This window comes from Microtetraspora malaysiensis, from assembly GCF_050947145.1.
In the GTDB taxonomy this organism is placed as follows: domain Bacteria; phylum Actinomycetota; class Actinomycetes; order Streptosporangiales; family Streptosporangiaceae; genus Microtetraspora_A; species Microtetraspora_A malaysiensis.
In genome coordinates, this window is record NZ_CP191998.1 from 3,994,375 (window position 1) to 4,020,479 (window position 26,105).

A 26,105-nucleotide genomic window follows, 5' to 3' on the forward strand; every position below is an offset into this window, starting at 1 on the left:
CCGGAAGTTTCGTCTGCTGCGCCAGTTGGAGAACTTTATGGCTTTCGCTGGACCCTCGGCCCCCTCGGAAGCGGCGGCGGACGTCGCCCTCGCCCGCAGGCAGTCCCTCGCCGACCTGCTGCGCCGCTCCGCCCGACGCCATCCGAGCAGGCTCGCCGTGTCGGACGGGAGGACCAGCCGCACCTTCGCCGAGCTGGACGAGGACGCCTCCCGGCTGGCCGGCGCGCTGATCGCGCGCGGCGTGCGGCCCGGCGAACGGGTCGCGGTGCTCTCGCGCAACAGCGTGGAGTACGTGCAGACGATCTTCGGGGTCGCCCGCGCCGGAGCGGTCCTCGTGCCGATCAACTTCATGCTCGGGGCCGACGAGATCGGCTACGTGCTCGCGCACTCGTCCGCCGTCGCGCTGATCGCACAGGACGCGCTCCTTCCCGTGGCGCGGGACGCGGCCAAGGCGGCCGACCGCCTCAGGATCCGCGTCGCGTACGGGGACGCCGACGGGTGGGAGCCGTTCGACGCGCTGCTCGCCCACGAGGACGCCGAGGCCCCCGCCGTCCTCATCGGCGCCGACGACCCCGCCCAGGTCCTCTACACCTCCGGCACCGAGTCACGCCCGAAGGGCGCGGTGCTGTCCCACGCCGCGCTGATCGCGCAGTACAGCAGTTGCGTCATCGACGGCGGCATGGACCGCAACGATGTCGAGCTGCACGCGATGCCGCTGTTCCACTGCGCGCAGCAGCACTGCTTCCTGGTGCCGGACATCCAGCTCGGCGCGGTCAGCCACATCCTGCCCGGCCCCGACCCGGCCGCCCTGCTGGAGGCGATGGAGCGCCACCGGGTGACGAAGTTCTTCGCCCCGCCGACCGTGTGGATCTCCCTCCTGCGCCACCCGGACTTCGACCGGCGCGACCTCTCCTCCCTCAGGAAGGGCTACTACGGCGCGGCGATCATGCCGGTCGAGGTGCTCAGGGAGATCGGCGAGCGGCTGCCCGGCGTGCGTCTGTGGAACTTCTACGGCCAGACGGAGATGGCCCCGGTCGCGGTCATGCTCCAGCCGGAGGACCAGATCCGCAAGGCGGGGTCGGCCGGCCAGGCCGCCCTGAACGTCGAGACCCGGGTGGTGGACGCCGACGGCGACGACGTGGCGCCGGGAGAGATCGGGGAGATCGTCCACCGGAGCCCGCACGCCGTCCTCGGCTACCTGGACGACCCGGAGAAGACGGCCGAGGCCTTCCGCGGCGGCTGGTTCCACTCCGGCGACCTGGGGGTGATGGACGACGAGGGGTTCCTCACGGTCGTCGACCGGATCAAGGACATGATCAAGACCGGCGGTGAGAACGTCGCCAGCCGGGAGGTCGAGGAGGTCATCTACGAGCACCCTGGCGTCGCCGAGGTCGCGGTCGTCGGGGTCAGGCATCCCAGCTGGATCGAGGCGGTCGTCGCGATCGTGGTGACCAAGCCGGGCACGGCCGTCACCGAGGAGGAGCTGCGGGCCCACACGCGGTCGCGGCTGGCCGCCTTCAAGGTGCCCAAGGCGGTCGCCTTCGTCGACGCGCTCCCGAAGAACCCGAGCGGCAAGATCCTCAAGCGCGAGCTGCGGGACCTGCACGCCGGCCTCGCCGACCGGATCCCGGGCGCCGGCCGCTGACCCCGTCCGCCGGCCCTGTCCGCCGCCGCCCCGAGCTCGGACGCGGCGGCGGTTACGGCGCGGCGAGCGCTTCGCCCCATTCGAGGCGCCTGCGCAGCTGGACGGCGTCCTCGGCCAGGGCCGACACCAGGACGCCGGGCCCGGCCAGAGGAAGCACCGCGCAGCCGTTGCCCAGCACGGCCCGCCGCGGCGCGCTCTCCGGAGAACCGGGTCGCGTGCCGCGCGGCAGACCGTCCCCGGCCATAGGGGCGTCGGCAGCGTGACCGCGCCCCGCGATGAGGGTGCTCCCGACGCAGCGGGCGGTGCCGTACACGGCGGGGCTGCCGTCGGCCGCCGGTTCGCCGACGACGAGTTCCTGACGGAGCAGCGGCGTCCCGTCCACGACCGCGTCGAACCGGGACCGGCACCGCCCCGGCCGCTCGCCGTGCCGGCCGAAGACGATCTCCTCCCTCCAGAACACGGCGGCGTCCCGCGCGAGCGAGAGCCGTACGGCGACGCGGTGCGCGCATCCGGCGGCCAGTACGGTCGGCTCCGGCACGAAGCGCAGCGAGCCGCCCGCGCCGACCCGGGCGGTGACGACCAGGACGGAGTCCGCCGCGCGGGGACCGGGCAGGACCAGCGTGCTCGCGATCGAACGGACCTCCAGCGTGGTGCCGGGCGCGACGGCGACGTCGAGCACGAGGCGGTCGCCTCCCAGCGGTCCGGCCGCCGTCGAGACGAGGTGGACCACGTCGGGTCCGGTCTGCCGGAGGGTCAGCGGCGGATCCGACCGCAGGGTCTCCAGCCGGGTGCGGCCTCCGGGGCCGCGCTCCGTCCTGACCGCCGCGCGCGCCCGCACGGACGACCGGGTGCCGAGTGGCGGCGCCGTCATCGCGTCTCCTTCGGACCCGACGTCATGCCAGGTCGAGGGGCATGGGGATCCCAACCGGCCCGTCCGCGTGGTCATGGGTGCGGCCGTGCCGGTGCCGCCACGAGTGGACGACGCCGGACACCCAGTCGGCGACGCCGGGCGCGCCGCCGTCCCCCCTGATCGAGGTGAACAGCACGGGCCTGCCCTCGCGTACGGCTTCCGCGTCCCGGGCCATGACGGCCAGGTCCGCGCCGACGAGGGGAGCGAGATCGGTCTTGTTGACCACGAGCAGGTCGGCCGTGGTGACGCCCGGACCGCCCTTGCGCGGGACCTTGTCCCCGCCGGAGACGTCGAGCACGAAGATCTGGGCGTCCGCCAGCCCGCGGCTGAAGGTGGCGGTCAGATTGTCGCCTCCGCTCTCGACGATCACCAGATCGAGCGGCCCGAAGCGCTCCTCCAGGGTCTCGACCGCGTCCAGATTGGCCGCGATGTCGTCGCGGATCGCGGTGTGGGGGCAGCAGCCGGTCTGCACCGCGAGGATGCGTTCGGGGTCGAGCACCCCCGCGCGGCGCAGGAAGTCGGCGTCCTCGGTCGTGTAGATGTCGTTCGTCACGACGCCGAGCCGCATCGACCGGCCGAGGCCGCGGCACAGCGCGGCCACCAGAGCGGTCTTGCCGCTGCCGACCGGGCCGCCGACGCCGAGGCGGAGCGCCCGGCCGTGGCCGTCCGGCGCGTCGTGCCGGTCGTCGTGGTGTGCGCCCATCTGCGGGTCACCGTCCTTCTGCGTAGCCGTCAGGGATGGAGCCGGTCAGGAGACGAAGAGCCGGGTCGCGGCCTTCAGGTGGTTCTCGGCCAAAAGGTCGAGCGCGGGCGCGGCCGCCGCGGGTAACGCCGCCCACCACGCGTCGCCCGCGACCTCCGGACCGGCGAGATCCGGGTCCGCCGCCCCCTCGCCGTCCGGGCAGGGGGTCCACCGGCTGTCCGGATCGGCGGCCGTGCGCTCCGGGCGCGCGGCCGTACGAGCGGCGCGTGCGGTCTCGTCCAGCGAGGGAGCCAGGTCGGCGAGTAGCCGGTGCACCGCCACCGGGTCCAGGCCGAGGAGCCGTACGGCCGCCGTTGCCGGCCCCGTCACCGACGCGTAGGCCGCGGCCAGCGCGGCCTGGTCCGGGTCGCAGCCCGCCGCCGCGGCCGCCGCGCCGAGCGCGATCGGATGGTGCGCGCCCTCGGGTACGGCTCGCGCGAGCGTCTCGAGGACGGGCGACGGCCAGATCCGCCGGGCCGTCCTGACCAGGAGCCGCCCCTGGGTGCGAGCGGCCTCCCGCTGCGCGGGCGACGAGGTACGGGCGTCCGCCTCGGCGTCGAGCCTTCTCCAGAGGACGATCGGCTCCGGCGCGCCGCCGGCCGGCTCCGGCGCGGTGCTCTCGGAGTCGAGGTCGGCCGGTCGTCGCCGGGCGTTCGCCAAGGGCGCCGGAGCGTCGATGACGGCGGAGCCGAGTTCACGGGCGGAGCCGATATCGCAGGTGGAGCCGAGCTCGCAGGCGGCGGCGGCGAGCGCGGCGGCGACCAGGCCGGCCGTGGCGAGCCGCCCGCGTAGGAAGCGCGCCAGGTCGCCGGGGCCGGTCACCGCACCCGCGCGTACGGCCTCCTCGACGCCGCCGGAATGAGCGTGGCCTCCGGCGGGCAGCCGGGAGTCGGCGAGCAGCAGGAGCGCGGCGTCCACGGTCACCGTCCTTCGTCGTGGTCGATCGAGGTCATCGGCCCAGCAGTCGGCCCAGCAGTCGGCCCAGCAGTCGGCTCAGAAGAGGAAGTAGCGCTGGGCCATGGGAAGCACCTCGGCGGGGGCGGGCTCGACGAGCTCGCCGTCCACCCGCACCGCGAAGGTGTCGGGGTTCACCTCGATCGAGGGAAGCGCGTCGTTGAGCACCATCGCCTCCTTGCCGCGCCGCCGTACGCCGGAGACGGGGGCGAGCCTGCGGGCGATCCGGAGCCGGTCGGCGAGGCCGTCCTCGATGGCGAGCGGGGACACGAAGTGCAGTGACGTCGCCGCCGCCGTGGCCGGCGCCGCGCCGAACATGGGCCGGGGGAGCACCGGCTGCGGGGTCGGGATCGACGCGTTCGCGTCGCCCATCTGCGCGTACGCGATCACGCCGCCCTTGATCACGAGATCCGGCTTCACCCCGAAGAACGCGGGACTCCAGAGCACGAGGTCGGCCAGTTTGCCGGGTTCGACCGAGCCGACCTCGGCCTCCAGCCCATGCGCTATCGCCGGATTTATCGTGTATTTCGCGATATAGCGGCGGGCGCGGAGATTGTCGGCGGGGTGGGCGGTCCCGCGGGCGGACGCCGTACCGGACTCACCGGGAAGCGCGCCGCGCCGCCCCTTCATGACGTGCGCGGTCTGCCACGTGCGGATGATCGTCTCGCCGATCCGGCCCATGGCCTGTGAGTCGGAGCCGATCATCGAGATGGCTCCGACGTCGTGCAGGACGTCCTCGGCCGCCATCGTCGCCGGGCGGATCCGGGACTCGGCGAACGCCAGGTCCTCGGGGATCGACGGGTTGAGGTGATGGCACACCATCAGCATGTCCAGGTGCTCGTGGTGCGTGTTGACGGTGTGCGGCCGGGTCGGGTTGGTGGACGACGGCAGGATGTTCCGATAGCCCGCCACCTTGATGATGTCGGGGGCGTGCCCGCCTCCGGCGCCCTCGGTGTGGTACGCGTGGATCATCCGCCCGCCGATCGCCGCGAGCGTCGACTCGACGAACCCGGCCTCGTTCAGCGTGTCCGTGTGGATCGCCGCCTGTGCCCCCGTGGCCTCGCACACGCCGAGGCAGGCGTCGATCGCGGCGGGCGTCGTGCCCCAGTCCTCGTGCAGCTTGAACCCGGAGGCCCCGGCCCTGAGCTGCTCGTACAGGCCCTCGATGCTCACGGTGTTGCCCTTGCCGAGCAGGGCCACGTTCACCGGGTGGGAGTCCAGCGACTCCAGCATGCGGGCGAGGTACCACGTGCCGGTGACCGTGGTCGCCTTGGTCCCCTCGGCGGGGCCCGTGCCGCCGCCGATGATCGTCGTGACGCCCGACGCCAGCGCCTCGTCCAGGAGTTGCGGGCAGATCAGGTGCACGTGGGAGTCCACCGCCCCCGCTGTGACGATCTTGCCGTTGCCCGCGAGGATCTCCGTGGACGGCCCGATCACGAGATCCGGATGGACGCCGTCCATCGTGTCGGGGTTGCCCGCCTTGCCGATCGCCGAGATCCGCCCGTCGCGGATGCCGATGTCGGCCTTGACGACGCCCCAGTGGTCGAGGATCACGGCGCCGGTGACGACCAGGTCGGGCGCGCCCTCGGCCCGGGTCGCGCGGGCCTGCCCCATGGACTCGCGGATCACCTTGCCGCCGCCGAAGACGGCCTCGTCGCCCGCGCCGGCCGGGCCCATCGCGAGGTCCTCGGTCACCTCGACGAACAGATCCGTGTCGGCCAGCCGCACCCGGTCGCCGGTGGTCGGACCGTACAGCGCGGCGTAGCGTTCCCGTTCGACGGCGGTCATCGGGACTCCTCACGGTCGAGCGGGCCCGCCCAGTCCGGACGCAGCCCCGGGACGACGCGGTGGCCCGCCAGGGGAACGAGCGTCACGTCGCGCTCGATGCCGGGCTCGAACCTGACCGCGGTCCCGGCCGGCACGTCCAGGCGGGTGCCCCAGGCGGCCCGCCGGTCGAACTCCAGCGCGGGGTTGGCCGCGGCGAAATGGTAGTGCGACCCCACCTGGATCGGCCGGTCCGCCGTGTTGACGACCCGCAGCGTGATCCGCCGCCGGCCCGGGTTGAGTGGGACCGGGGCGTCGCCGTACACGATCTCCCCGGGGATCATGCGATCGGCCGGTGGACGGTGACGAGCTTGGTGCCGTCGGGGAAGGTCGCCTCGATCTGCACCGACTCCAGCATCTCGGGGACGCCCTCCATGACGTCCTCGCGCTGGAGCACCTTGCGGCCCGCGTCCATCAGGTCCGCCACGCTGCGGCCGTCGCGCGCGCCCTCCAGCAGGAAGGACGCGATGAGCGCGGTGGCCTCGGGATGGTTGAGGAGAAGGCCCCGGTCCCGGCGGTCGCGGGCGACCCCCGCGGCGACGTGGATGAGCAGGCGTTCCTGTTCGTGTGGAGTGAGCCTCATGAACGGACGATAGGAAGCCGCCGTTTCCACCGCGTTTCCCGCGCATTTCGCGGACGTGTCAGTCGGCGACCCGCGACTCTGCCGGTCGCCGCGACATTTTTCCACGTCAGGAGATCGACCGGATTCGGGTAGAAGTCATTGGTCGATCTACTTTTGCCGCTCATGAGATGATCTCGACCGTGTTTCCTCTCTATCGCATCGCGGCCGGAATCCTCATCGCCTCACTGGCGTTGCGCGTCAACGGATTCGACCTGCTCGTAGACGCCATCGGATGGGCGCTCGTGGTTTCGGGGCTCTCGCGCCTGGAAACGGCGGTGGATCCCGCCTTCGGCAAGGCTCGGATGGCCGCCCTCGTGACGTTGGTGCTCTCGCTCGCGGAGCTCACCGGGCTGACGGAGAACATCGTCATCGGCCTGCTTTACGGTGCGGGAAAACTCGTCACGATATGGCTGGTGGCAACGGGCATCGTTACCCGGGCACGAGCTTTCGGTGACGTCTCCACCGCTTCGACTTTCGACGCGATCCGCTGGATTCTGACGATAGTCAGCGTTGTCGCGTCGCTGCTCGCGTATACGGCCGCCCGGATGCAGGGCATCGCATTCATCGTCGCGATCACCGGTTTCATCGTCATCGCGTGGTTCATCATCAGCTTGTACAGGTCGGCGCGTCTCTCCTACCTCGCCTGACCACAAGATCGTGTGGCGAGCAGGGATCTCCCCGCCGTCAGCAACAGAGTTGGGAACGCCGCTTTCCCAGGCCAACCGCGGATGAGAAGGCGATGTTTCCTCAGGGGGGTCAACTGGCCGTGCCAGCGCCAGGTCTAGATCACCCGCACACCATCTCCCTGGACGTGAACGGGCCGCGGCTGGGACCGAGGCGAACTCGGGGAGTAGGTAGCGGGTATGTCTACCAAGCGATCCAGATCACTGTGGACTGCGCTCTGCAGAGACACCCGGGTGAACCTGTGCGTCCGCCCACGGCATGACGTCAGCTCCCCTACAACCACAGGATGACGAGCACTGATACATCCGCGGAGGGATGCTCCGGCGGTCCCCGCGCTCCTAGATTCGAGCCATGATGAATCACCCCGGCAGCTCCCAGCAGATCGTCGTCCGAGTAGCGGATATGCACAAGAAATACGGTGACTCGAAGGCGCTGGACGGCGCGTCGCTGGAGATCCGCGCGGGAGATGCGGTCGCGGTGATGGGGCCCTCCGGCTGTGGCAAGTCCACCCTGCTCAACATGGTCGCCGGCCTCGACCGTCCGACCTCGGGGACGGTCGAGGTCAACGGGCAGGACCTGTGGCAACTGAACGAGACTGGGCTGGCCCTGTTCCGACGCAAGCACATCGGCATGATCTTCCAGTTCTTCAACCTCATCGACGACCTGCCGGCGCTGGACAACGTGGCGCTGGCCGCACAGCTGACCGGTAGCTCGGCTCGGCAGGCGCGTGGTCGGGCGCTGGAACTTCTGGACGAACTCGGTGTGGCGGACCGCAAGGACAACTATCCGGCGGCGCTCAGCGGTGGTCAGCGGCAACGTGTCGCCGCGGCCCGGGCCCTGATGAACCGTCCGGCGCTGCTGCTGGCCGACGAGCCGACCGGAGCCCTGGACAGCCGCTCGGGCGAGCAGGTGATGGACCTGCTGATTGACCTCAACCAGATGGGTCAGACCCTGCTCATTGTCACCCACGACCCGAATCTGGCCACCCGGTGCGCCAACCGCCTGATCGAGTTCGCCGACGGCAAGGTCGCCCGTGAGAGCACCCTGGAGGCGACCGCATGAGCGCCGTTTGGCAGGCCTCACGCGCGGCGGTCAAGCGCCGCAGGGTTCAGACGATCGTCATCGGACTCGTCGTGCTGTGCTCGACGATGACGACGGTGCTTGCGTTGACGGTGCTCACAGCCGCCTCATCGCCCTTCGACGCCGCCTTCGCCCGCCAACGCGGCGCCCACGTCGTGGCGACCTTCGATGCCGCCAAGACCTCGGAGGCGCAACTGACGCAGACCGTCCAGCGGCCGGGCGTCCAGGCCGCGGCCGGTCCCTTCGGCCAGGCCGTCATCGAGATCCCCCAGCCATGGCTGTGGATGGCGGCCGGTCCGCTGCAGGTGGTGGGGCGGGCCGATCCGGCAGGCCCCGTGGACCGCGTCGATCTGCTGGCCGGCCGCTGGGCCGCCGCCCTCGGTGAGATTGTCGTCAACTCGCCGGTCGGCGGCGCCTCCTCCCGCCTGCTGGGCTCGAAGCTCGACGTCCCCGGGGGGCCGCCGCTCACCGTGGTCGGGTTCGCCACCAGCATGAGCAAGTCCGCCGGCGCCTGGGTGTCACCCGAGCAGATGACCGCCCTGCACCCGACCAGCTTCCAGATGCTCTACCGCTTCGCATCGGCTGCCACGAGCGGGCAGCTCCACAGCGACCTGGAAGCGGCCACCGCCGGGCAGCCGGCGGACTCGCTGACCCATGCCCAGACCTACCTCAGCCTCAAGCAGGCCTTCTCCGCGTCGGCCGACTCCTATCTCCCGTTCATGACCATGTTCGGCGTGCTCGGCGTTCTGGTCTCCGTTCTGATCGTCGGCAACGTGGTCAGCGGGGCGGTCGTTTCCGGCTACCGGCATATCGGTGTCCTCAAGGCCCTCGGGTTCACCCCGAACCAGGTGGTCGCCGTCTACCTTGGAATGATTTCCGTTCCAGCCGTCGTGGGCTCTGTGGTCGGCACCCTGGCCGGCACCGTGCTGGAGCAGCCCATCCTCAAGGCTGCGTTCGCTGGCGTCGAAACCGGCACCGCCACCATCGGTACCACCCCCTGGGTGTCGGTCGCCTGCCTGCTGGCCATGCCCACCATCGTCGCCATCGCCGCACTGATTCCCGCGTTGCGCGCACACCGGCTTTCCGCGGCAGAGGCGATCGGCGCCGGTAGCGCGCCGAAGGCCGGCCGCGGGCTGCTTGCCCAGCGCAAACTCGGCGGTACCCGACTGCCGCGCTCCGTGAGCCTCGGCCTGGGCCAGTCGTTCGCCCGCCCGGCCCGCGCGATGCTCACGATGTCGGCTGTCATCCTCGGGGTCACCACCGTCACCCTGACGACCGGCCTGGCCAGCACCATGGTGGCGGCCGGAAACGCGGGTCAACGCAGCGGAATCACGCAGGTCCTGGTGGCGGCGGACGGCAAGACATCGGGCCAGAGTGCCGCGCAGCTGAGTGACAGCCAGATCGAGGCGCGGTTGCGAGCCCTGCCCGGAGCAGACCGGGTGACCGCTCGCGCGTTCACCAAGGTGCTCCTCGCCGGGAGTACGGACACCGTGTTCCTCAACCTCTATCGCGGGGAACCCCCGGCCGCGGCCGAGCAGATCGTCCACGGGCGCTGGCCGAGCGGGCCGGGCGAGGTCGCGGCCGGGCCGGGGTTCCTGGCCCAGCACGGGCTCGCGGTCGGCGATCGGACCGTCGTGTATCTGAGCGGCAAGCAGCTCGGCGTCACCGTCGTTGGTGAGGAGATGCTCGGCAACAACCAGGCGATGGAGGCGGACTGGGCGACCGCCGCCGAACTCGTCCCGGACGCGAGCGCCGTTGAGTACGCGGTTCAGCTCGCCCCCCATGCCGATGGCCAGGCCTACGTCAATGGGGTCGAGGGGATCGATCCGGGCCTCCACTCGTCGCTGCGGATTCAGTCGCAGAACACCGCCAGCACGGTTGTCATCAGCTTTTCGACGGTATTCACGGTGCTGCTGGCCATCGTCTCGGCTCTCGGGGTCTTCAACAGCGTCCTGCTGAGCACGAGGGAGCGCCGCCGCCAGCTGGGTGTGCTCAAGTCGATCGGGATGACGCCACGCCAGGTCGTGGTGATGACGGTGACGTCCGTGGCTGGACTGGGCCTGGTCGGTGGGCTGATCGGCATCCCCATCGGGATGGTCGGGCACCGGGTGCTCGTGGACCACGCCGGCGTGCTTGCCTTCCCGGAGTCGATGAAGGATGTCTGGCACGCGCCGCAGTTGGCCGCTCTGCTCCTCTCGGGCATCGTGATCGCGGTCCTGGGCGCGCTGATCCCGGCCCGCTCGGCGGCCCGTCTCACAATTGCCACGGTCCTGCACAGCGAATGACAGGCCGTCGCACCGGGGCGCCCCGATGAGGTGCAGCGGGAGTGCCACCCAGCGACAGCGCTCTGCTCTGTTTCTGCAGCGCAGGGCTTGAGCATGTTCACGTTGATGCGGTACCCCTCGGGCCGCGCAGAGGCGAGGATGAAGCGGTGAAGTGGTTTGCGATCACCTGGCCGTTCGTCGCACTGGTGGCGGTCCTGTTTGCTGCGGGCTGGCTCGGCCGGGCGTTCGTCCGAGCGCGGCGTACCCACCGCAAGGCATTGGAGCAGCGGGGCTGGCTCCTGGAACGTGAGCGCGAAACCGCCGGCCGGGTCGCCGTCGAGGCCGAACGGGCGCGGATCGCACGGGAGCTGCATGACATCGTGAGCCACAACGTCAGCCTGATGGTGGTCCAGGCCGGCGCAGCCCGCGAGGTGTTGGCCACGATGCCCGAGGATGCGGCCACCGCGCTGCTGGTCGTGGAGACCGCCGGTCGCGACGCGATGACCGAGCTGCGGCACCTGCTGGGCGTGCTGGCGCCCCCTCAGAACGGCGACGACGAGACGGAGTTGACGCCGCAGCCGAGCCTGCGCCGGCTCAGCCCCCTGGTGGACCGGTTCGCGTTCGCCGGAATGCCCGTCGAGGTCCGGATCTCCGGGGAACCGCGGGATCTCCCGGGCGGCATCGAGCTGACGGCGTACCGGATCATTCAAGAGGGGCTGACCAATGCCTTCAAGCACGGCGACCGCGCCAAGGCCGAGGTGGCGGTGCGGTATGCCGATCACCACCTGCGGGTCGAGGTGTTGACCAACGGCCCGAGCGCGGTGTCCGGCGACGGCCCGGCGCCGAAGAGGCCGCGCCCGGCCCTCAAGGACGGTGCCGGGCGCGGACTGGTCGGCCTGCGGGAGCGGGTTGCCATGTACGGGGGGGAATTCGATGCCCGGCGCCGCCTCGGCGGCGGATTCCGGGTCCGTGCCCGGATACCGTTGGACAAGCCATGACGATGCCAGAATCAGCTGATCACCGCACCGACGACCTGATCAGGACGGACGCGACCCTGCCGGCCTTGCCACCCGCCGCAGCGCCCCCCAGGGTGCTGATCGCCGACGATCAGGCGCTGATCCGCACCGGCTTCCGCATGATCCTCACCGTCCGCGGCATCGACGTGGTCGGTGAAGCGGTCGACGGGCTCGAGGCGGTGACCGCGGCGCACGAACTGCGGCCGGACGTCGTCCTCATGGACATCAGGATGCCCAACATGGACGGCCTGGAGGCCGCACGGCGCATTCTGGCGGAGGTACCGGACTGCCGGGTGCTCATGCTGACCACGTTCGACCTCGACCACTACGTCTATGCCGCGCTGGCGATCGGCGCGAGCGGGTTCCTCCTCAAGGACGTCACCGCGGAACACCTTGCCGCTGCCGTACGCCTCGTCCACACGGGTGATGCTCTTGTCGCCCCTTCGATCACGCGGCGGCTGGTGGAACGCTTCACCGGCGAGAACGGGCGGAGCGGCGGAGACGACCGCAAGACCGCCGTCGGCAGCGCAGGGCGGAACAGCGCCCCCGATCGTCGGCCGGTGAACGGCGAGCCTCGGCTCCCCAGCCTGCACCGCGACCTCGCGGCGCTGACACCCCGGGAACTGGAGGTGCTGATGTTGCTCGGACGCGGGCTGTCCAACAGTGAGCTGGCCAGCGAACTGGTCCTCAGCGAAGCCACCATCAAGACCCACGTCACTCGCATCTTCGCAAAACTGGACCTTCGCGACCGTGCTCAGGCGGTTGTTCTCGCCTACGAGACGAGGCTTGTCAGCCCGGGGGAGTAGCAGTCAGCCGGACGCCTTCGCGGGCCCCGGTCGGCTTCGGCCGACCGTGCAGAGATCGTGGCTACCGATCCACTCGTTGTGGGGCCGCGGCGAAGTGGTAGTGCGACCCCACCTGGATCGGCCGGTCCGCCGTGTTGACGACCCGCAGCGTGATCCGCCGCCGGCCCGGGTTGAGCGGGACCGGGGCGTCGCCGTACACGATCTCCCCGGGGATCATGCGATCGGCCGGTGGACGGTGACGAGCTTGGTGCCGTCGGGGAAGGTCGCCTCGATCTGCAAGGCCCCGCTCCCGGCGGTCGCGGGCGACCCCCGCGGCGACGTGGATGAGCAGGCGTTCCTGTTCGTGTGGAGTGAGCCTCATGAACGGACGATAGGAAGCCGCCGTTTCCACCGCGATTCCCGTGCATTTCACGAACGTGTCAGCCGGTATTCACGCTCCCCCGATGCCGTGGCATTTTGCCACGCCGGGAGGCAATTTCCCGTCCTATTGCCGACGGTGACCGGAGCGGCGGAGAGCGAGGGCATCGGGAGGGCGGTCGAGTACCTCACGACCTAGGGTTGGGTCAGCTGCCAAAGGGCCGCTGCGGACCACAAGATCGCGATGAGGGTGACCAGGGTGCCGCCGGCGAGTGGCAACGCCCAGCCGGGTAGGTGCCGGCTGCGGACGATGAGTACCTTCGCGGCGAATGCGCCGTAGAAGAAGCAGCCGGCGAGGGAGTGCAGGGCGACTCGGGCGCTGTCCGTCTGCACTCCGTAGGCGGTGATGCAGTGGTAGGCGATGGGCAGGGAGACCACGAACAGCACGGCTCCGCCGATGCGGTGGGCGAGGTGTACCGGGCGGGGGGCGGCACCGGCCCCGGGTAGCCGCTGGTAGATCCACAGCGCCAATATGAGCTGGTAGAAGGCCAGGCCCAGCAGGGCGGTGCCGACTTGCGCCTTCAGAAGGTTCGCGTCGTTGCCGCGGCGCCCGAACAAGCTGCTGGCGTAGTCGGGTGTGTGTATCCGGCCGAACGCATACAAGGCCGCCGTCACGGCCAGGGCGAGCCCGGCGGCCGTCGCCAGCCGCAGCCGGGCCGGCCGGGGTGACATCTTCGTTGGGGCTCCCACGTCCGTCTGCTCCCTCCCATGGTCCCGGCCGCCGGGGCCGTCGCAACAGCCCGCTCAACGCTAGTTATGTCCCGCCTTCGCGGTGTCCCCGGCATCGATCTTCCAGGTCGGCGTGGATGTAGCCGCTGACGGCGATGGCGGCGGCCGTGCTCAAGCGGACGGCGAGGCCGCGGACGCTTTCATGTCAGCTTGTGTTCGGTGACGGCCAGGCCGGCTACGCCCTTGCGGTAGGTGACAGTGCGGATGCCCAGCGCGTCCTTGAGGCGGCCGGCTGGCACCACCTGCGGGAGGGGTCCCGGCCCGATGCCCGGTTTGGGCAGCGGATAGGCGGTGGTGGTGGCGCTGTGAAAGGTGACGTTGCCTTCGGTCTTGGTGAACAGCTGGTGCACGTGGCCGTTCAGGCAGGTCACAGAGGAGAAGCGGCGCAGCAGGCCCAGGACCTTGATGGCGTCATCGGTGCCCCAGCCCCAAGCCGGGTACATGGCGAACAGCGGGATATGGCTGAACACCACGATGGGAGTGTCAGCCGATAGGCCATTGACGTCTTTGCGGACGAAGTCGATCTGGTCGGTGCCAAGGTGCCCGAGTTGCTGCATGTTCAGGGTGTTGACCAGAGCGATGAAGTGGACGCCATGGGTGTCGAAGCTGTACCAGCCCTCGCCGAGGGTGTTTGCGCCGAATCGCTGCCGGTACGCATGTCCGGCATCGCCGATCGAGTCGTGTTCCCCGGGCACCGTGAAGACGCGACCGGCACGCAGGCCGCTCAACATCTGCTTGACCTGGTCGAACTGGCCCGGGGTGGAGAGGTGGGTGAGGTCGCCGCTGTGCATGACGAAGTCGGGCAGGAAGCCCAGGCTGTTGACCTGATTGAGCGCTTCGGTGAACGTTCGGTTCACGTCGGTGTTGGCGGCGCCGGTGAAGCCGATGTGGCTGTCGGAAATCTGCACGAACCGCAGCGCGCCAGAGTCGGCGGCGGCCTGTGCGGCGGCGCTGTCCTGGCTGCCTGCGATGCTGCTGATCACTTGGCCGTCGGCCACCGACAAGACCACGGCGGCGCCGAACCAGCCGGCGTGGCGCAGCAGTTGGCGGCGAGACATCCCGTGTTCCGGCGTCGGCTCGGCTCCACGCGGATCGATGGGGCCGGTCACTGGGTCACCGTCACAGTGGCGGTCATGAACGGGTGGATGCTGCACTGGTACTTGTAGGTGCCCGGCGTGGTGAACTTGTAGGGGTAGCTGGCACCGGACGCCAGCGTGGCGGAGCGGAGCGGGCCCTGGCCCTGGCCCTGGCTCGTCACGGTGTGCGGTTCAGGGTCCTGGTTGGTCCAGGTCACCGTAGTGCCTGCCTTGACGGTCAGCGCAGCGGGATGGAAGGCGAAATTCTTGATCGCCACGGAGTTCGGGCCCACCGGCGTGGCCGGCGCGCTGCGTGTGGGTGGGGCTGTGGCCGTGTTGGGCATCACCGGGATGGAAGATGCCGGGCCGGTGCCGCCGGGCCTGCCGGGCAGGGTCTGGCCGGCGCCCGGGGTGATCCCGCGGGACGCCGGGCCGCGGGGCGGCGGGCCGCCGCAAGCGGTGACCAGACCAAGTGCGCCCATCAGAGCAAGCGCGCCGATCAGGGCCCGCCGGCGCGGTATGCGGGGATGAATATCGTGACTCATACTCATGTCCCTCTCGATGGCTGGAGTGCCATCCATTCAGCGCGACCCGGCATCGACACTGTGAGATAGCACACCGGGTTACCCACGGAACTGGTGGCTGTTATGGAGCAGGAATGGGGTGGCGCCGCAGTTGGTGAACTCCGTGCCTTGAAGTCCGGATGGGGTCGGCCGGTAGTCGCCGGGTTTGCCGGTGGTGGTGTAGGGAGGGGTGGCGTCCGCGCTATCGTGCGCGCGCAAGGCGAGACTGCGCCGACGTGCTGAAACCCGACCCAGAGCGTTTCTACCCTGAACCGACCGAAGCAACGTGAAACCCCTTGGTGTGCGACGTTGCCCCCCATATTGCCGGAGATAGATTCATAGTTAAACCATTTCCTCAGCTATGTCCCACTTTTGCGGTATCCCCGATGTTAATCTCCCGAAAACCGCGGAATGCTAGTTTTGCCGTGCTCTGAAATACGCGGGGGTATTTTTACTGAGAAATATCTGGGGTTATCGCTCCGCTGGGCTTCCTCGCCGTCAATTCATGCGTATGGAAACGGCTCGCTTCCGTAGGTGCTGACCGAGAACACGCTTGTGCCAACCACCGCGCCTTCCTTGCGCCGTTGACGGTTACGTCCGCCACGGCCCCGGCGTCAGGTGCTCCGTCCAGCGCCATCCCGGTCATGTGCCGGCGCTGTCATGGTGTCGAGGATGCCGTCGTCGTCCGTAGCGCCATCCGTAGCAAGGTCACTCACCGCGATCGCCTCGGTGGGCTGAGCCGCCCGTATGCGGGTCAGGTCTCCCTGGGAGCAGACCTGTCAACCCTCTCGGGAGTTGATCATGCTGCTTACGGCAGCAGAGGTAGGAACGCCGCTTTCCTGAGCCGTTCGCGGATGAGCCGGCCCGGCCGGCCGGGCGGCGCGGTCGCCTTCCGGTCGGCCGACGGGCGGGTAGCTCACCGCGTCCCGAGGCTGCGGGCGGTGCCGCCGGCGACGGCCAGGAGCTTGTCCGGGTTGGCGACGTTGTGGATGGCGGTGATACGGCCGTCGCCGTCGAAGTCGAAGGTGACGGTGGCGATCACACGGCCCGGGCCGCTGAAGACGATGCCCGGCCCGCCGTTGATCTCGACGAGTTCGGCGTTCATGTCGGCGGGCTCGATGCCCTGGTAGGTGACGGTGCCGATGGCCGCGAACCAGCCTGCCACCGTCGCCGCGCCCACGACCGGGCGCAGGGCCTGGCGGACCTTGCCGCCGCCGTCGGTCCAGAGCGTGACGTCCGGGGACAGCAGCTCCATCAGGGCGTTGACGTCACCGCCGGTCGCGGCGGCGAAGAACCGCTCGGTGACCGCACGCTGCCGCGACCGGTCCGCGGCGAAGCGCGGCCGCCGGGCCTGCACATGTTCGCGCGCGCGGTGCGCGGCCTGCCGTACCGCGGCCTCGGAGCGCTCCACCGCCTCCGCGATCTCGGCGTGGCTGAAGTCGAAGACCTCCTTCAGCACGAAGACCGCGCGCTCGAGCGGGCTCAGGGTCTCCAGCACCACCAGCATCGCCATCGACACCGACTCGGCGCCCGTGACGGAATCCGCGGTGTCTCCGCTGGTGAGGATGGGCTCAGGAAGCCACGGCCCCACATAGGTCTCACGTTTGTGCTGGGTGGAGCGCAGCCGCTCCAGCGCCTGATTCGACACGATCCGGGTCAGGTACGCCTTGGGGTCGGCCACCTGGGAGCGGTCGGCGGCCGACCACTTGATCCAGGCGTCCTGCACCGCGTCCTCGGCATCGGCCGCACTGCCGAGGATGCGGTAGGCCACCGAGAACAGCAGGTTCCGATTCCGGACGAACACCTGCTCGTCGAGGTTCAGTGGCTGGGTCACCGCGCCGCACCGGCCCGGGTGAAGCGCCCGCCGCGAGGCCAGAACGCCCCCGAAGCGGGCATCTTCTTCATACGGCCCCACGTGGGCCAAGGGGAAGCGGTCACCGTCTCCTTATACCGGGCCGCGACGCGGCCGGTGAGATGCACCCGTCGGGGGCTGTCGTCGGGGCGGGTGAACTGCACGACCGCGTCGTGGCGGCCCAGGCTCACCGGCGTGTGGTAGTAGCCGAACCGGAACGGCTTGGGCTGCTTGCCCTTCAGCGCCCGGACGATCGACATCGCGGCGTGCACACCGGTCGGCATACCCCCCTGGCAGGTGCCGTGCATGACGCCGTAACCCTGGCGGATCGCGGCCGCGTCGCCCACGGCGTACACCTCGGGGTGGGACACCGACCGCAGCGTGGCGTCGGTGACGACGCGGCCGTGCTCGTCGACGGTCAGCCCGGCGGCGGCCGCCAGCGGTGACATCCGCGTACCGCTCGTCCACAGGACCACGTCAGCCGGCACACTCTCCCCGCCGGCCAGTTCGACCGCGCCGGGCAGCACCTTCGCCACCTCGACCCCGCTGCGCACCCGCACGCCCAGGCGCTCGAGCGCGGACCGCAGGTACGCCTTGGCCTTCGGGTTCATGGCCGCACCGGGTTCACGCCGGCCCAGCAGCACCACGCTCAGCTCCGGGTGCCGCTCGGCGATCTCCGCGGCCGACTCGATGCCGGTCAGCCCGCTGCCGGCGACCACCACCGTGCCGCGGCCGAGCCGGGCCAGCCGGTCGGCCAGCGCCTCGGCGTCCTGGGCGCTGTTCAGCGCGTACGCGTGGTCCTCGACGCCCGGCACCGCCGCCGTGTCGGCCACGCCGCCCAGCCCGTACACCAGCGTGTCGTAGGGCAGGACGTGTTCGTCGTCGATCCGTACGGTCTTCGCGTCCGCGTCCACCGCCGTCACCCAGCCGCGGACGAACCGCGCACCCGTACCCTCCAGCAGCTCCGGGATGCTCAGCTCGGCGAGTTCCTGCCCGGTCGCGGTCATGTGCAGCCGCAGCCGCTCGGTGAAGTGCTCCTGCGCGTTCACCAGGGTCACCCGCACGTTCTCGCTCCGCTTGACCCGGGACGCGAGCTGGATCGCCGCGGACAGGCCGGCGTACCCCGCTCCCAGAATCACCACGCGGTGGGTGGTCGTCACGCCGGCTTCGTGCTGTGCGCTCATCGTGCTGCCTTCCTCGACTGGCTGTTGACGACCACCAGATGGAAGTTGCCGGTCCGTCCGTGACACGCGGCCGATGTGATGCGCGTCACACCGGCGTTCGCGCAGGTCGGACGGCATCGCAGGGCGCGTCGCGCACGAATCGGGGCCGGGAAGGCATGGCCCAGGAGGCGAGGTCGGCGAGGCGCCTTACGCCACGGCCGCACCGGCGTTGGGCCCGGCCCGCCCGAGTGCGGGTTTCCCCGGGCTTACCTGGTGGGGCCGGTGGGAGCCGCCGCGTGGCCCGGCTCGACGAGCGCGGCCAGGTTCGCCAGCGCCATGCGCGTGCCCGTCTCGTTGTCGGAGGCAGGTATGACGTCGGGGATCCTGTCGTGCGCGATGACGACCTCGGTGCCGCCGTCCGCGGCGTCGGTGAGCGTCGTTGTCATCGTCATGGTCCCGCGCAGCCCGGGATCCGCCGTCTCGAACTCGAACACCTCGACCACGCGCTCGTCCGGAACGAGCTCCGCGAAGTGGCCATGGTAGGTGTCGGTGCGCGCCGCCGACTTGCCGGTCGGTCCCGGGGCGTCGTACGTGAGCGAGACCCGGAACGCGCCGCCCTCGCGGGCGTCGAACTCGTGGACGTGGCTGCTCATGCCCGCCGGCACCCGCCATTTCGCGATCGCGTCCGCGTCCACGAGCGCCTGGTAGACCGCCGACCGCGGCGCGTTCACGTGCCGGGAGACCCGCGTCGAGTACATGCGGCCGACCCTACCGGGCGAACTCCGACCCCAGGGGGCCGCGCGGAGTCGAACGGTAGCCCGCCGAACAGCCATCCGTGATCGCCGCCCATTCGACCGACACGTGAGGTGACGCGTCAACCTGACAATTCACGGCGCTGTCTCGTCGAACGGGTAGGGGCTGAATGCGACCAAGGGAGCCGACGGCACCATGAACATCCAGTCCGAGCCAGGAGGCGGCCCGGCTCGATCCCGGCCTGACTTGTCCGGTAGCGCGGAGGCGGTCTCACACGATCATCGGGCGAAAGGACAGATGATGACGAAAGCACTGGAATTGCCACTGCACATGCGGCGGAACGGGTTCGACCCGGTCGAGGAACTGGCCCGGGCCCGCGACAGTGAGGGTGTGGTGCGGGTGGAGACGCCGTTCGGCCTGCCCGCATACCTGGTCTGCCGCCAGGAGGATGTTCGCCAGGTGCTGTCGGATCCGGCCCGGTTCAGCAGCGCCCGGACACCGTTCCCGGGATCCGGGCAGATGGACGCCGACGAGCTGGCCAAAATGCAGGCCGGGCAGCTGATCGGGTTCGACCCGCCAGAGCACACGCGGTTGCGCCGGATACTCACCCCGGAGTTCACGGTGCGTCGGATGCGCAGGCTTGAGCCGCGGATCACCGAGATCGTCCAGACGGCTCTGGACGATCTGGAGCGGGCCGGTAAACCGGCCGATCTGGTGTCGCACTTCGCGTTGCCGGCGCCGTCGCTGGTGATCTGCGAGCTGCTGGGCGTGCCGTATGCCGACCGCGCCGAGTTCCACGGGCGTTCCGTGCGCCTGCTGGACACGTCCTTGCCGATGGAGCAGCGCGTCGCGGCGCAGCGGGAAGGCCGCACCTACATGGCCGGCCTGGTGGCCCGCGCCCAGGCGGACCCGGGCGAGGACATGCTCGGCATGCTGGTGCGCGAGCACGGCGACGATCTCAGCACCGACGAGCTGATCGGCATCGCCGGACTTCTGCTGCTGGCCGGGCACGAGACGACCTCGAACATGCTCGGCCTGGGCGCCCTGGCCCTGCTCCGGCACCCGGACCAGCTCGCGATGATCCGCGAGGATCCGGCGCTGATCGAGCCCGCCGTCGAGGAGCTGTTGCGCTGGCTGTCCATCGTGCAGTCGCTGCCGCCGCGCACGACCACGACGGATGTGGAGATCGCCGGGCAGGCCATCCCCGCGGGCTCGCTCGTGCTCCTTTCGCTTCCCGCCGCCAACCGCGACCCTGCCTTCATCGATGATCCCGAGACCCTCGACATCACCCGGGGAGCCGCCGGCCACGTCGCCTTCGGCCACGGGGTGCACCACTGCCTCGGGGCGCCGCTGGCGCGGATGGAGATGCGCATCGCCTTCCCGGCGCTGCTGCGGCGCTTCCCCGGCCTCGCCCTGGCCGATCCGTACGAGCAGGTGGACTTCCGGGTCTTCAGCATCGTGTACGGCCTGCACGCGCTGCGGGTGACCTGGTGAGCTGACGGCCGCCGCTCTGCCGCCGGTTGTCGTCTGCGCCGTGGAGAAAGCGGGCCCGCGCCGAGGGGCGGCGCGGGCCCGGTGGATCACACCCCGATCAGCATGACTCGGGGCGCAGGGCGAAGTCGGTGGTCACCGTCTTGCCCTTGATGGTGATCTTGGTTGTTTGCGGGATCCAGCCGTCCCGGGACACGATCATCTGGATCGGGTTGGCGTTCGTCGGTCCCCAGATCGCGTATCGGCCGTCCGGATCGGTCTTCAACGTGAACGCCCAGTCCTTCGTGCCGCTGGCCTGGACCGTGGCGCCGCGCAGGGACGCGCTCGCGCCCTTGCAGTCGACCCCGGTGACCACGCCGGTGAGCTTGCCCCAGTTGTTGGGCGGCTGCACGTTCATCGTCACGTCGATCGGCGCCACCGCGTACGGCGTGTTGGACTTGACGCCCAACTGGGCGGTGTACGCGCCCGGCTGAGCCACGCCAGCGTCCGACTTGGCGTCGAGGGTGACCGTCACCGTGACACTCTGCCCGGGCTGCAACGTCGCCGTGGTCGGCGAGGCGGACAGCCACGGGACATCGGTGACGGTGGCGCACTGGTCGAAGCCGGGCAGCATCTCGCTTTCCGGCGTCGGGGTGAACCCGCCGGTCGATCCACCGATCTTCACGAACCCGCACGCCGCCCCGGCCCGGTAGCGGGAGAAGTTGGCGTTGGGCAGTTCCGACCAGGTGTTGGCCGCCGGGTCGTACGCCCAGCCCTGGTTGGTTACCACGGTGGAGTTGTTGATGACACCGGTGGAGAGGAGCAGCAGCCCGTTGGCGGTGTCCACGCCGGCGGCCCAGAAGTCGACCGGTAGGTCGGCGAGCTGGGTCCAGGTGTTGCTGCTCGGCTGGTAGGCGTAGGTGCTCTTCAGCGTCGTCGTCCCGTTGCCGCCGGCGCAGTACACCGTGCCGTTGATCCCGCCGCACCCGTGCCAGGCCACCGGGACCGGGTACGGCGCGACCGTGGCGAACGTGTCGGCCGCCGGGTCGTACTTGACGACCGCGTTGGACTTGGCGCAGTTGCCGTCCACGCATCCGCCGACCAGGTAGATCTGGCCGCCGACCACCGCGAGCCCGGCCGCCGCCCGCGGCGCGGGGTTGACCGCGGCCCGGGTCTGCCAGGTGTTGGCGGCCGGGTCGTAGACGTACACCTTGGTCGATGTGTTGCCGGCCGAGTCCCAACCGCCGAAGACGTACATCTTCCCGTCGACGAAGGTCGCCGCCGGCTTCTCCAGGGCCGCGGGAAGATCGGCGATCCTCGTCCAGGTGTTCTCCGCCGGGTCGTAGACGTAGCCGTTGGCGAGGTTGGCGGTGGCGGAGGCGCCGCCGACCGAGTACACCTTGCCGTCCCACGCCGCCGCGGCGTTGTCCATCACCGCCACCGGGTAGTTGGCCGTGTTGATCCACGGTGGCGCGTACGGCGACGGTTCGAACGGGTCACCGGGCTTGCTGTCGCCCCGCCACGCGGGCGAGGCGCCGCCGCCCTTGACCATGTTGCGCTGCAGCGGCGCGCCGCGCGGCCCGAGGATCTCGAATCCGCCGCGGCGTTCCGACAGCTCCACCGTGGCCGGGGCGTCGCCGGTGTTGCTGATGGTCGTCTTCATGGTCTTGGTCTGGCCCAGCAACGGGTCACCGCTCACCTTCGGCGGGGTGATGGTCAGCCGGCCCGCCTTGAGGGTGAAGTCGGCCCGGGTGGCCCGGTCAGCCGCCACGTCCACTGTCGAGGTGGCGGATCCGCGACCCGTGCTCTCCGCGACGAACGGGTGGTTCCCGGCCAAGGAGGAGAACATCCAGTAGAAGCCGTCGCCGACCTTGGCGTCGTCGGGCGACGGCGCCGTGGTTGCCCGCTCGGCGGGCTTGTCGGTGCTGGTCACGGTCGCGCCGTTCAGCCCGTCGTGGGTGTTGCCGTCGAGCACCCGCCCGACGACGAGGCCGCCGGGGATCGGGTCGCAGGCCCGGTTGACCAGGGAGATGTTGTCGAGCTGCCACCACCAGGCGTAGCTGGCCCGGTAGTGGAACCGGATCTGGACTCCGGACTTGCCGCCGGCCGCCGGGATGGCCAGCTCCTCCAGGACCGGTCCGCGCCGGCTGGCGGTGGTCCAGTTCGACACCGTGGTCCACGTGGCGCCGCGGTCGACGCTCAGCTCGACGTTGGCGAACCCGTTGAGAGCGCGGTAGTCGCTGTTGAACCGCAGCACCGGCGCCGGCACGTCCGACAGGTCCAGGACCGGCGTCACCAGATCGCTGTCCACGGTCGTGCCCGATCCGGCCGCGTCGCTGTCCGCGATCGCGTACTTGCCGGTGCCGCCGGTGAGGTTGCCCCGGTTCTTCGGGTCGTTGAACACCCAGCCGGCGCTGGCGGTGCGGTTCACCACGTTCCAGCCCTCGGGGGTCGCCCCGGACTCGAACTGCTCGGTGAACAGCGGGGTGCCGTAGCTGAACTTGTATCCGGCGGCGAGGCAGGCGCTGTCCACGGCGAGGCCGAAGTCCTTCGCCTGGTCGCCGTTCTCGACGCTGAGCTCCGCCGTGGCCTCCTTGTACGCCGGGTACATCGCCTTGACGGTCAGGGAGTACTCACCGCTTGGCAGGTCGACGCTGTACGCGCCGGTGGCGGGGTCGGTGAACAGCGGTCCGCCGGGCCGTCCGGCCACGTCGATCCGCGCGTACAGCGGCCAGCCGTGTCCGGATGTGTCCTTCACCACGCCGGAGACGCGGTGCTTGGACACGGGGTCGAGGGTGAAGTCGGACGTGACGGCGCCTCCGTCCTGGACGGCCACCTTCGCGGTCTTCGTCGCGTACCCGAAGGCGGAGACGGTCAGCTCGTGCTCGCCGGTCGGCAGGGTCAGCTTGTACGCGCCCTGCGCGTCGGTGCTGGTGCCGCCGCCGCCCACCCGCACGGAGGCGCCGGCGATCGGGCCGCCCGCCGAGGAGGTGACCTTGCCGGTCACCTCGCCGTGCGCACCGGCCACGCAGTTCGGGAACTTCATCGAGCCGATGCGGGTCTGCCAGTTGGCGGAGCTCGTCGTGGTCAGGTACTCGGACGTGAACCAGAACGTGCAGCCGTCCGTCGGGTCCACCGACATCGACGTGTAGTCGCCCCAGCGGGAGGCGGAGTGGGTCTGCGCCCCGGTGCCCGCGATCAGCGTCCGCTCGCTCTGGGCGAGCTGGCCCAGCGGATCGCCGGCGAGCCGGCCCGCCATCCGGATCGACGGGTACGTTGTGGGCCCGGAGGCCGAGTATCCGAAGGCGATGTTGCCGGAGACGTCCATCGCGCCGCTGGCCATCCAGCGGTGCTCGGCGTCGGGCGCGTAGGTGCCCTCCTGGTGGATAGCCCAGTTGGTGGTGCTCGTGCTTCGCAGCTCGTACCAGCGCACGCCCGCGTGGTCGTTGCCGTCGGCGTCCACGGTGTGGTTCAGCACGATCGAGGCGTGGTCGCCGAAGTTACGGTACGCGGCACGGTACATCAGCCGGTCGGCGATCGCGTCCAGCTTGGCCGAGGTGCCCTGCTGCGGGACGCAGCCGCGCGCGTAGTTGCACATGTTGGAGTCGAACGGGGCGGTCTCCAGGTAGCGGTTAGGCGCCAGGTTGTTGCCGAAGGTGGAGTTCGCCGGGTTTGCCCAGTCGACCTTGAAGTCCCACATCAGCAACCGGTCGGTGGGGGAGACGCCCCACGCGTCGTCGTCGAACATGACGAACGGGTTCGGCGCCCCGGCCGGCGGAGCGAGGCCCTCCGCGTCGGAGGGTAGCAGGCCTCCGTAGTCCGGCCCGATGTGGAAGTACACCATCCGGGCCGGCTGACCGGCGAGCATCTTCTCCCGCTCGAACGCCACCGCGCCGACGCCGACGAACGACGGGGCGAACTCGTTGGCGGTCATGTAGTAGGCGTCCGGCCAGATGCCGTACTTCGGATAGTCGTTCATCCGGGTCTGGTGATAGAGGAAGTCGTACCGGTAGTACGCCCCCGTCGGGTCCGGGGTCTGCGAGATCGCCATGCACTGGTGGTTGCCGGCCGATCCGCCGGGCAGCGCGAACTGGGTGACCATCCACCGGTCGGCGGCTTCGTCGTAGAGGACGATCGGGTCACCGTCGTTGCTGGTCTCGCAGGGCCCGCCGAAGCCGGAGAAGACCGCGTTTCCGGGCAGCGGGCCGAGCAGCAGGGTGCCGCGCTTGTCGTACACCGCGTACGAGAGGTTCACCATCTGCACGTAGTGGTTGGGGCCCACGTCGCCGTTGATGTCCGGGGGCAGCACCCCGTCGACGTTGCCGATGCCCTCGAAGTTCACGCCGAACTCGGGCACCTGGTTCTCGGTGAAGCCTCGTTGGACCGCGTCGCTACCGGTCTTCGCGGTCGACGCCGTCGCCTCGCGGGGGAGCTGCCGGTTCGCCGGTTCCTCGATCTTGGCGCCGCGGTCGCGGGCGGCCTTCGGCTGAAGATCGCGCATCTTGCGGGAGAGGTCGTGCTTGACGGCCTGGCGTGTCTCCGCCTTGGGGTTGGCGGGCGCCTTGGCGCTCGTGGATGGACTCGGCTCCCTGGCCGCGGATTCGGCGGAGGCCGGCAGGCCGCCGAAGAGCAGCAGCGCGGCGAATGTCGCCACCAGTGCTCTCGCCGGTCGTCGTACCTGTCTCATCTGGGGGGCTCCTTGCCGGCGGCGACGGGGGTGGGTCGCCGCCTGAAGACGCAGGCGGACTGCTGGGCCGCGGCGGACAAGGGGTTACGGTCCGCCGTCGGTGAAGGAGGGGTGACAGAGTCGGCACGCGCCGCTGCGGGGTCGCAGCGATCTGGTCATCATGGATCTACGTAGGTCTTTTTTCGAGCACAAAATATGGGCGAAAGCGGGGCAGAATCGGCTCAACGCCGGGGCCGCGCGGACCTGACCGCGGCCGGGCGGGGACGGCAACTCTGGATATTGACTGGGAGTGGAGCCGTTGTTTTCCTTAGCGCATGAGTGTTAACCCGGCAGGTGGCATCGACGAACAGCCGGTCATCTTCTGTGTGACTTCCAGCCCCAGCAAGCGCGCCAGGATCGCCCAGTTGATGGGCGGCACCGGCACCGTGCTGATGTTCTCCGACTTGAATTCGGTCCGTCAGATCCTTTGTGCGACGGAGGAGAAGGCCGCTTCCCTCCATGCGGCGGAGATGGTGGCCCTGGGCCGCCTGGTCATCGACGCCGACCTGCAGCAGGTCAGCTGGGCCGGCAGGGTCCTTCCACTCACTCGCATCGAACGGGAGGTGCTCACCGCGCTCGCCAGCCCGCCCCTGCGGGTCTGGACCTACCGGCAGCTTTACGAGCAGGCCTGGGGCGCTCACTACGTGGACGACGCGTCCGCGGTCCGATCGACGGTCAAGCGGTTACGCGCCAAACTCCGAAACGCGGACGCGACCGTCAGCGTGGAGTCGATGAGAGGGGTGGGGTTCTCCCTGGTCGACACCAGACGATGAGACGGCGGACGTGTATCCGGACCGGCTCCGTCCCGG

General features: G+C 70.2%; 22 protein-coding genes. 8 read left to right on the top strand and 14 right to left on the bottom strand.

Translation table 11 applies throughout. From position 1 onward, the window contains the following. Positions 1 to 37 precede the first annotated feature (37 nt). Positions 38 to 1,645, top strand: coding sequence for a fatty acyl-CoA synthetase (locus ACQP1V_RS18775; RefSeq protein WP_433424771.1), 1,608 nt, complete (start codon positions 38 to 40; stop codon positions 1,643 to 1,645). A gap of 52 nt (positions 1,646 to 1,697) precedes the next feature. Here ACQP1V_RS18775 and ACQP1V_RS18780 read toward each other — a convergent pair whose 3' ends face one another. The 6 genes from ACQP1V_RS18780 to ACQP1V_RS18805 all read right to left on the bottom strand — a co-directional run bounded on the left by ACQP1V_RS18780 (position 1,698) and on the right by ACQP1V_RS18805 (position 6,658). Further along, positions 1,698 to 2,516, bottom strand: coding sequence for an urease accessory protein UreD (locus ACQP1V_RS18780; RefSeq protein WP_433424773.1), 819 nt, complete (start codon positions 2,514 to 2,516; stop codon positions 1,698 to 1,700). A 22-nt stretch (positions 2,517 to 2,538) separates the two neighbouring features. Continuing rightward, entirely contained in the window at positions 2,539 to 3,258 is a 720-nt protein-coding gene (gene ureG / locus ACQP1V_RS18785; RefSeq protein ID WP_433424776.1) for an urease accessory protein UreG, read from the bottom strand. Between the two features lie 45 nt (positions 3,259 to 3,303). After that, a complete protein-coding gene (locus tag ACQP1V_RS18790; RefSeq protein ID WP_433424778.1) occupies positions 3,304 to 4,215 on the bottom strand; it encodes an urease accessory protein UreF in 912 nt (303 codons plus the stop codon). Between the two features lie 75 nt (positions 4,216 to 4,290). Next, positions 4,291 to 6,039 carry an urease subunit alpha gene (locus tag ACQP1V_RS18795; protein WP_433424782.1) on the bottom strand — a complete coding sequence of 583 codons (1,749 nt, stop codon included), beginning with the start codon at positions 6,037 to 6,039 and terminating at the stop codon, positions 4,291 to 4,293. Further along, positions 6,036 to 6,359: an urease subunit beta gene (locus ACQP1V_RS18800; protein ID WP_433424784.1), complete on the bottom strand. Its 324-nt coding sequence runs from the start codon at positions 6,357 to 6,359 to the stop codon at positions 6,036 to 6,038. Before ACQP1V_RS18800 ends, ACQP1V_RS18795 begins: the two co-directional genes overlap by 4 nt. After that, positions 6,356 to 6,658: an urease subunit gamma gene (locus ACQP1V_RS18805; protein ID WP_433424786.1), complete on the bottom strand. Its 303-nt coding sequence runs from the start codon at positions 6,656 to 6,658 to the stop codon at positions 6,356 to 6,358. The genes ACQP1V_RS18800 and ACQP1V_RS18805 overlap by 4 nt, the downstream gene beginning before the upstream one ends. 167 nt (positions 6,659 to 6,825) lie before the next feature. Here ACQP1V_RS18805 and ACQP1V_RS18810 point away from each other — a divergent pair, with 167 nt between their 5' ends. From ACQP1V_RS18810 to ACQP1V_RS18830, 5 genes are all read left to right on the top strand, one after another. Further along, positions 6,826 to 7,344 carry a hypothetical protein gene (locus ACQP1V_RS18810; RefSeq protein WP_433424789.1) on the top strand — a complete coding sequence of 173 codons (519 nt, stop codon included), beginning with the start codon at positions 6,826 to 6,828 and terminating at the stop codon, positions 7,342 to 7,344. Positions 7,345 to 7,732: 388 nt separating this feature from the next. After that, positions 7,733 to 8,443 carry an ABC transporter ATP-binding protein gene (locus ACQP1V_RS18815; protein ID WP_433424792.1) on the top strand — a complete coding sequence of 237 codons (711 nt, stop codon included), beginning with the start codon at positions 7,733 to 7,735 and terminating at the stop codon, positions 8,441 to 8,443. Further along, positions 8,440 to 10,746 carry an ABC transporter permease gene (locus ACQP1V_RS18820; RefSeq protein WP_433424794.1) on the top strand — a complete coding sequence of 769 codons (2,307 nt, stop codon included), beginning with the start codon at positions 8,440 to 8,442 and terminating at the stop codon, positions 10,744 to 10,746. The genes ACQP1V_RS18815 and ACQP1V_RS18820 overlap by 4 nt, the downstream gene beginning before the upstream one ends. Before the next feature lie 41 nt (positions 10,747 to 10,787). Then, a complete protein-coding gene (locus tag ACQP1V_RS18825) occupies positions 10,788 to 11,723 on the top strand; it encodes a sensor histidine kinase (RefSeq protein WP_433424796.1) in 936 nt (311 codons plus the stop codon). Then, on the top strand, positions 11,720 to 12,547 hold the full coding sequence (locus tag ACQP1V_RS18830) for a response regulator (protein ID WP_433424799.1): 828 nt from the start codon (positions 11,720 to 11,722) through the stop codon (positions 12,545 to 12,547). Before ACQP1V_RS18825 ends, ACQP1V_RS18830 begins: the two co-directional genes overlap by 4 nt. Positions 12,548 to 12,608: 61 nt before the next feature. On the opposite strand, the gene ACQP1V_RS18835 is transcribed toward ACQP1V_RS18830, so the two are convergent. From ACQP1V_RS18835 to ACQP1V_RS18865, 7 genes are all read right to left on the bottom strand, one after another. Beyond that, the gene (locus ACQP1V_RS18835) at positions 12,609 to 12,908 is read right to left on the bottom strand and encodes an urease subunit beta (protein ID WP_433424802.1); all 300 of its coding nucleotides are present in this window, start codon (positions 12,906 to 12,908) and stop codon (positions 12,609 to 12,611) included. A gap of 191 nt (positions 12,909 to 13,099) precedes the next feature. Further along, positions 13,100 to 13,654 (bottom strand): DUF6529 family protein, encoded by a 555-nt coding sequence (locus ACQP1V_RS18840; RefSeq protein WP_433424805.1) that lies wholly within the window; start codon positions 13,652 to 13,654, stop codon positions 13,100 to 13,102. A 179-nt stretch (positions 13,655 to 13,833) separates the two neighbouring features. After that, positions 13,834 to 14,802, bottom strand: coding sequence for a metallophosphoesterase family protein (locus ACQP1V_RS18845; RefSeq protein WP_433424807.1), 969 nt, complete (start codon positions 14,800 to 14,802; stop codon positions 13,834 to 13,836). After that, a complete protein-coding gene (locus tag ACQP1V_RS18850; protein WP_433424809.1) occupies positions 14,799 to 15,251 on the bottom strand; it encodes a plastocyanin/azurin family copper-binding protein in 453 nt (150 codons plus the stop codon). The genes ACQP1V_RS18845 and ACQP1V_RS18850 overlap by 4 nt, the downstream gene beginning before the upstream one ends. A 997-nt stretch (positions 15,252 to 16,248) precedes the next feature. Next, positions 16,249 to 17,166, bottom strand: a complete 918-nt coding sequence (locus tag ACQP1V_RS18855) for an RNA polymerase sigma-70 factor (RefSeq protein ID WP_433424811.1) — start codon at positions 17,164 to 17,166, stop codon at positions 16,249 to 16,251. Further along, positions 17,163 to 18,368 carry an NAD(P)/FAD-dependent oxidoreductase gene (locus ACQP1V_RS18860; RefSeq protein ID WP_433424814.1) on the bottom strand — a complete coding sequence of 402 codons (1,206 nt, stop codon included), beginning with the start codon at positions 18,366 to 18,368 and terminating at the stop codon, positions 17,163 to 17,165. Before ACQP1V_RS18860 ends, ACQP1V_RS18855 begins: the two co-directional genes overlap by 4 nt. 245 nt (positions 18,369 to 18,613) lie before the next feature. Beyond that, complete coding sequence (locus tag ACQP1V_RS18865) at positions 18,614 to 19,105, bottom strand: SRPBCC domain-containing protein (protein WP_433424816.1); 492 nt, start codon at positions 19,103 to 19,105, stop codon at positions 18,614 to 18,616. 295 nt (positions 19,106 to 19,400) lie between these two features. On the opposite strand from ACQP1V_RS18865, the gene ACQP1V_RS18870 reads away from it, so the two are divergent. Further along, positions 19,401 to 20,594, top strand: a complete 1,194-nt coding sequence (locus ACQP1V_RS18870; protein WP_433424819.1) for a cytochrome P450 — start codon at positions 19,401 to 19,403, stop codon at positions 20,592 to 20,594. A gap of 97 nt (positions 20,595 to 20,691) precedes the next feature. Here ACQP1V_RS18870 and ACQP1V_RS18875 read toward each other — a convergent pair whose 3' ends face one another. Next, positions 20,692 to 25,257 carry a carboxypeptidase regulatory-like domain-containing protein gene (locus tag ACQP1V_RS18875; protein WP_433424822.1) on the bottom strand — a complete coding sequence of 1,522 codons (4,566 nt, stop codon included), beginning with the start codon at positions 25,255 to 25,257 and terminating at the stop codon, positions 20,692 to 20,694. 314 nt (positions 25,258 to 25,571) lie between these two features. Between ACQP1V_RS18875 and ACQP1V_RS18880 the strand changes: the two genes are divergently transcribed. Continuing rightward, the gene (locus ACQP1V_RS18880; RefSeq protein ID WP_433424825.1) at positions 25,572 to 26,069 is read left to right on the top strand and encodes a winged helix-turn-helix domain-containing protein; all 498 of its coding nucleotides are present in this window, start codon (positions 25,572 to 25,574) and stop codon (positions 26,067 to 26,069) included. The last annotated feature ends 36 nt before the right edge of the window (positions 26,070 to 26,105 follow it).

Coding starts and splice junctions, on each gene's coding strand:
- ACQP1V_RS18835 (WP_433424802.1), bottom strand. CDS start 12,908: ATGAGGCTCACTCCACACGAACAGGAACGCCTGCTCATCCACGTCGCC.
- ureG (WP_433424776.1), bottom strand. CDS start 3,258: ATGGGCGCACACCACGACGACCGGCACGACGCGCCGGACGGCCACGGC.
- ACQP1V_RS18780 (WP_433424773.1), bottom strand. CDS start 2,516: ATGACGGCGCCGCCACTCGGCACCCGGTCGTCCGTGCGGGCGCGCGCG.
- ACQP1V_RS18795 (WP_433424782.1), bottom strand. CDS start 6,039: ATGACCGCCGTCGAACGGGAACGCTACGCCGCGCTGTACGGTCCGACC.
- ACQP1V_RS18820 (WP_433424794.1), top strand. CDS start 8,440: ATGAGCGCCGTTTGGCAGGCCTCACGCGCGGCGGTCAAGCGCCGCAGG.
- ACQP1V_RS18860 (WP_433424814.1), bottom strand. CDS start 18,368: ATGAGCGCACAGCACGAAGCCGGCGTGACGACCACCCACCGCGTGGTG.
- ACQP1V_RS18875 (WP_433424822.1), bottom strand. CDS start 25,257: ATGAGACAGGTACGACGACCGGCGAGAGCACTGGTGGCGACATTCGCC.
- ACQP1V_RS18870 (WP_433424819.1), top strand. CDS start 19,401: ATGACGAAAGCACTGGAATTGCCACTGCACATGCGGCGGAACGGGTTC.
- ACQP1V_RS18865 (WP_433424816.1), bottom strand. CDS start 19,105: ATGTACTCGACGCGGGTCTCCCGGCACGTGAACGCGCCGCGGTCGGCG.
- ACQP1V_RS18775 (WP_433424771.1), top strand. CDS start 38: ATGGCTTTCGCTGGACCCTCGGCCCCCTCGGAAGCGGCGGCGGACGTC.
- ACQP1V_RS18800 (WP_433424784.1), bottom strand. CDS start 6,359: ATGATCCCCGGGGAGATCGTGTACGGCGACGCCCCGGTCCCACTCAAC.
- ACQP1V_RS18815 (WP_433424792.1), top strand. CDS start 7,733: ATGATGAATCACCCCGGCAGCTCCCAGCAGATCGTCGTCCGAGTAGCG.
- ACQP1V_RS18850 (WP_433424809.1), bottom strand. CDS start 15,251: ATGGGCGCACTTGGTCTGGTCACCGCTTGCGGCGGCCCGCCGCCCCGC.
- ACQP1V_RS18880 (WP_433424825.1), top strand. CDS start 25,572: ATGAGTGTTAACCCGGCAGGTGGCATCGACGAACAGCCGGTCATCTTC.
- ACQP1V_RS18830 (WP_433424799.1), top strand. CDS start 11,720: ATGACGATGCCAGAATCAGCTGATCACCGCACCGACGACCTGATCAGG.
- ACQP1V_RS18805 (WP_433424786.1), bottom strand. CDS start 6,658: ATGAGGCTCACTCCACACGAACAGGAACGCCTGCTCATCCACGTCGCC.
- ACQP1V_RS18810 (WP_433424789.1), top strand. CDS start 6,826: ATGATCTCGACCGTGTTTCCTCTCTATCGCATCGCGGCCGGAATCCTC.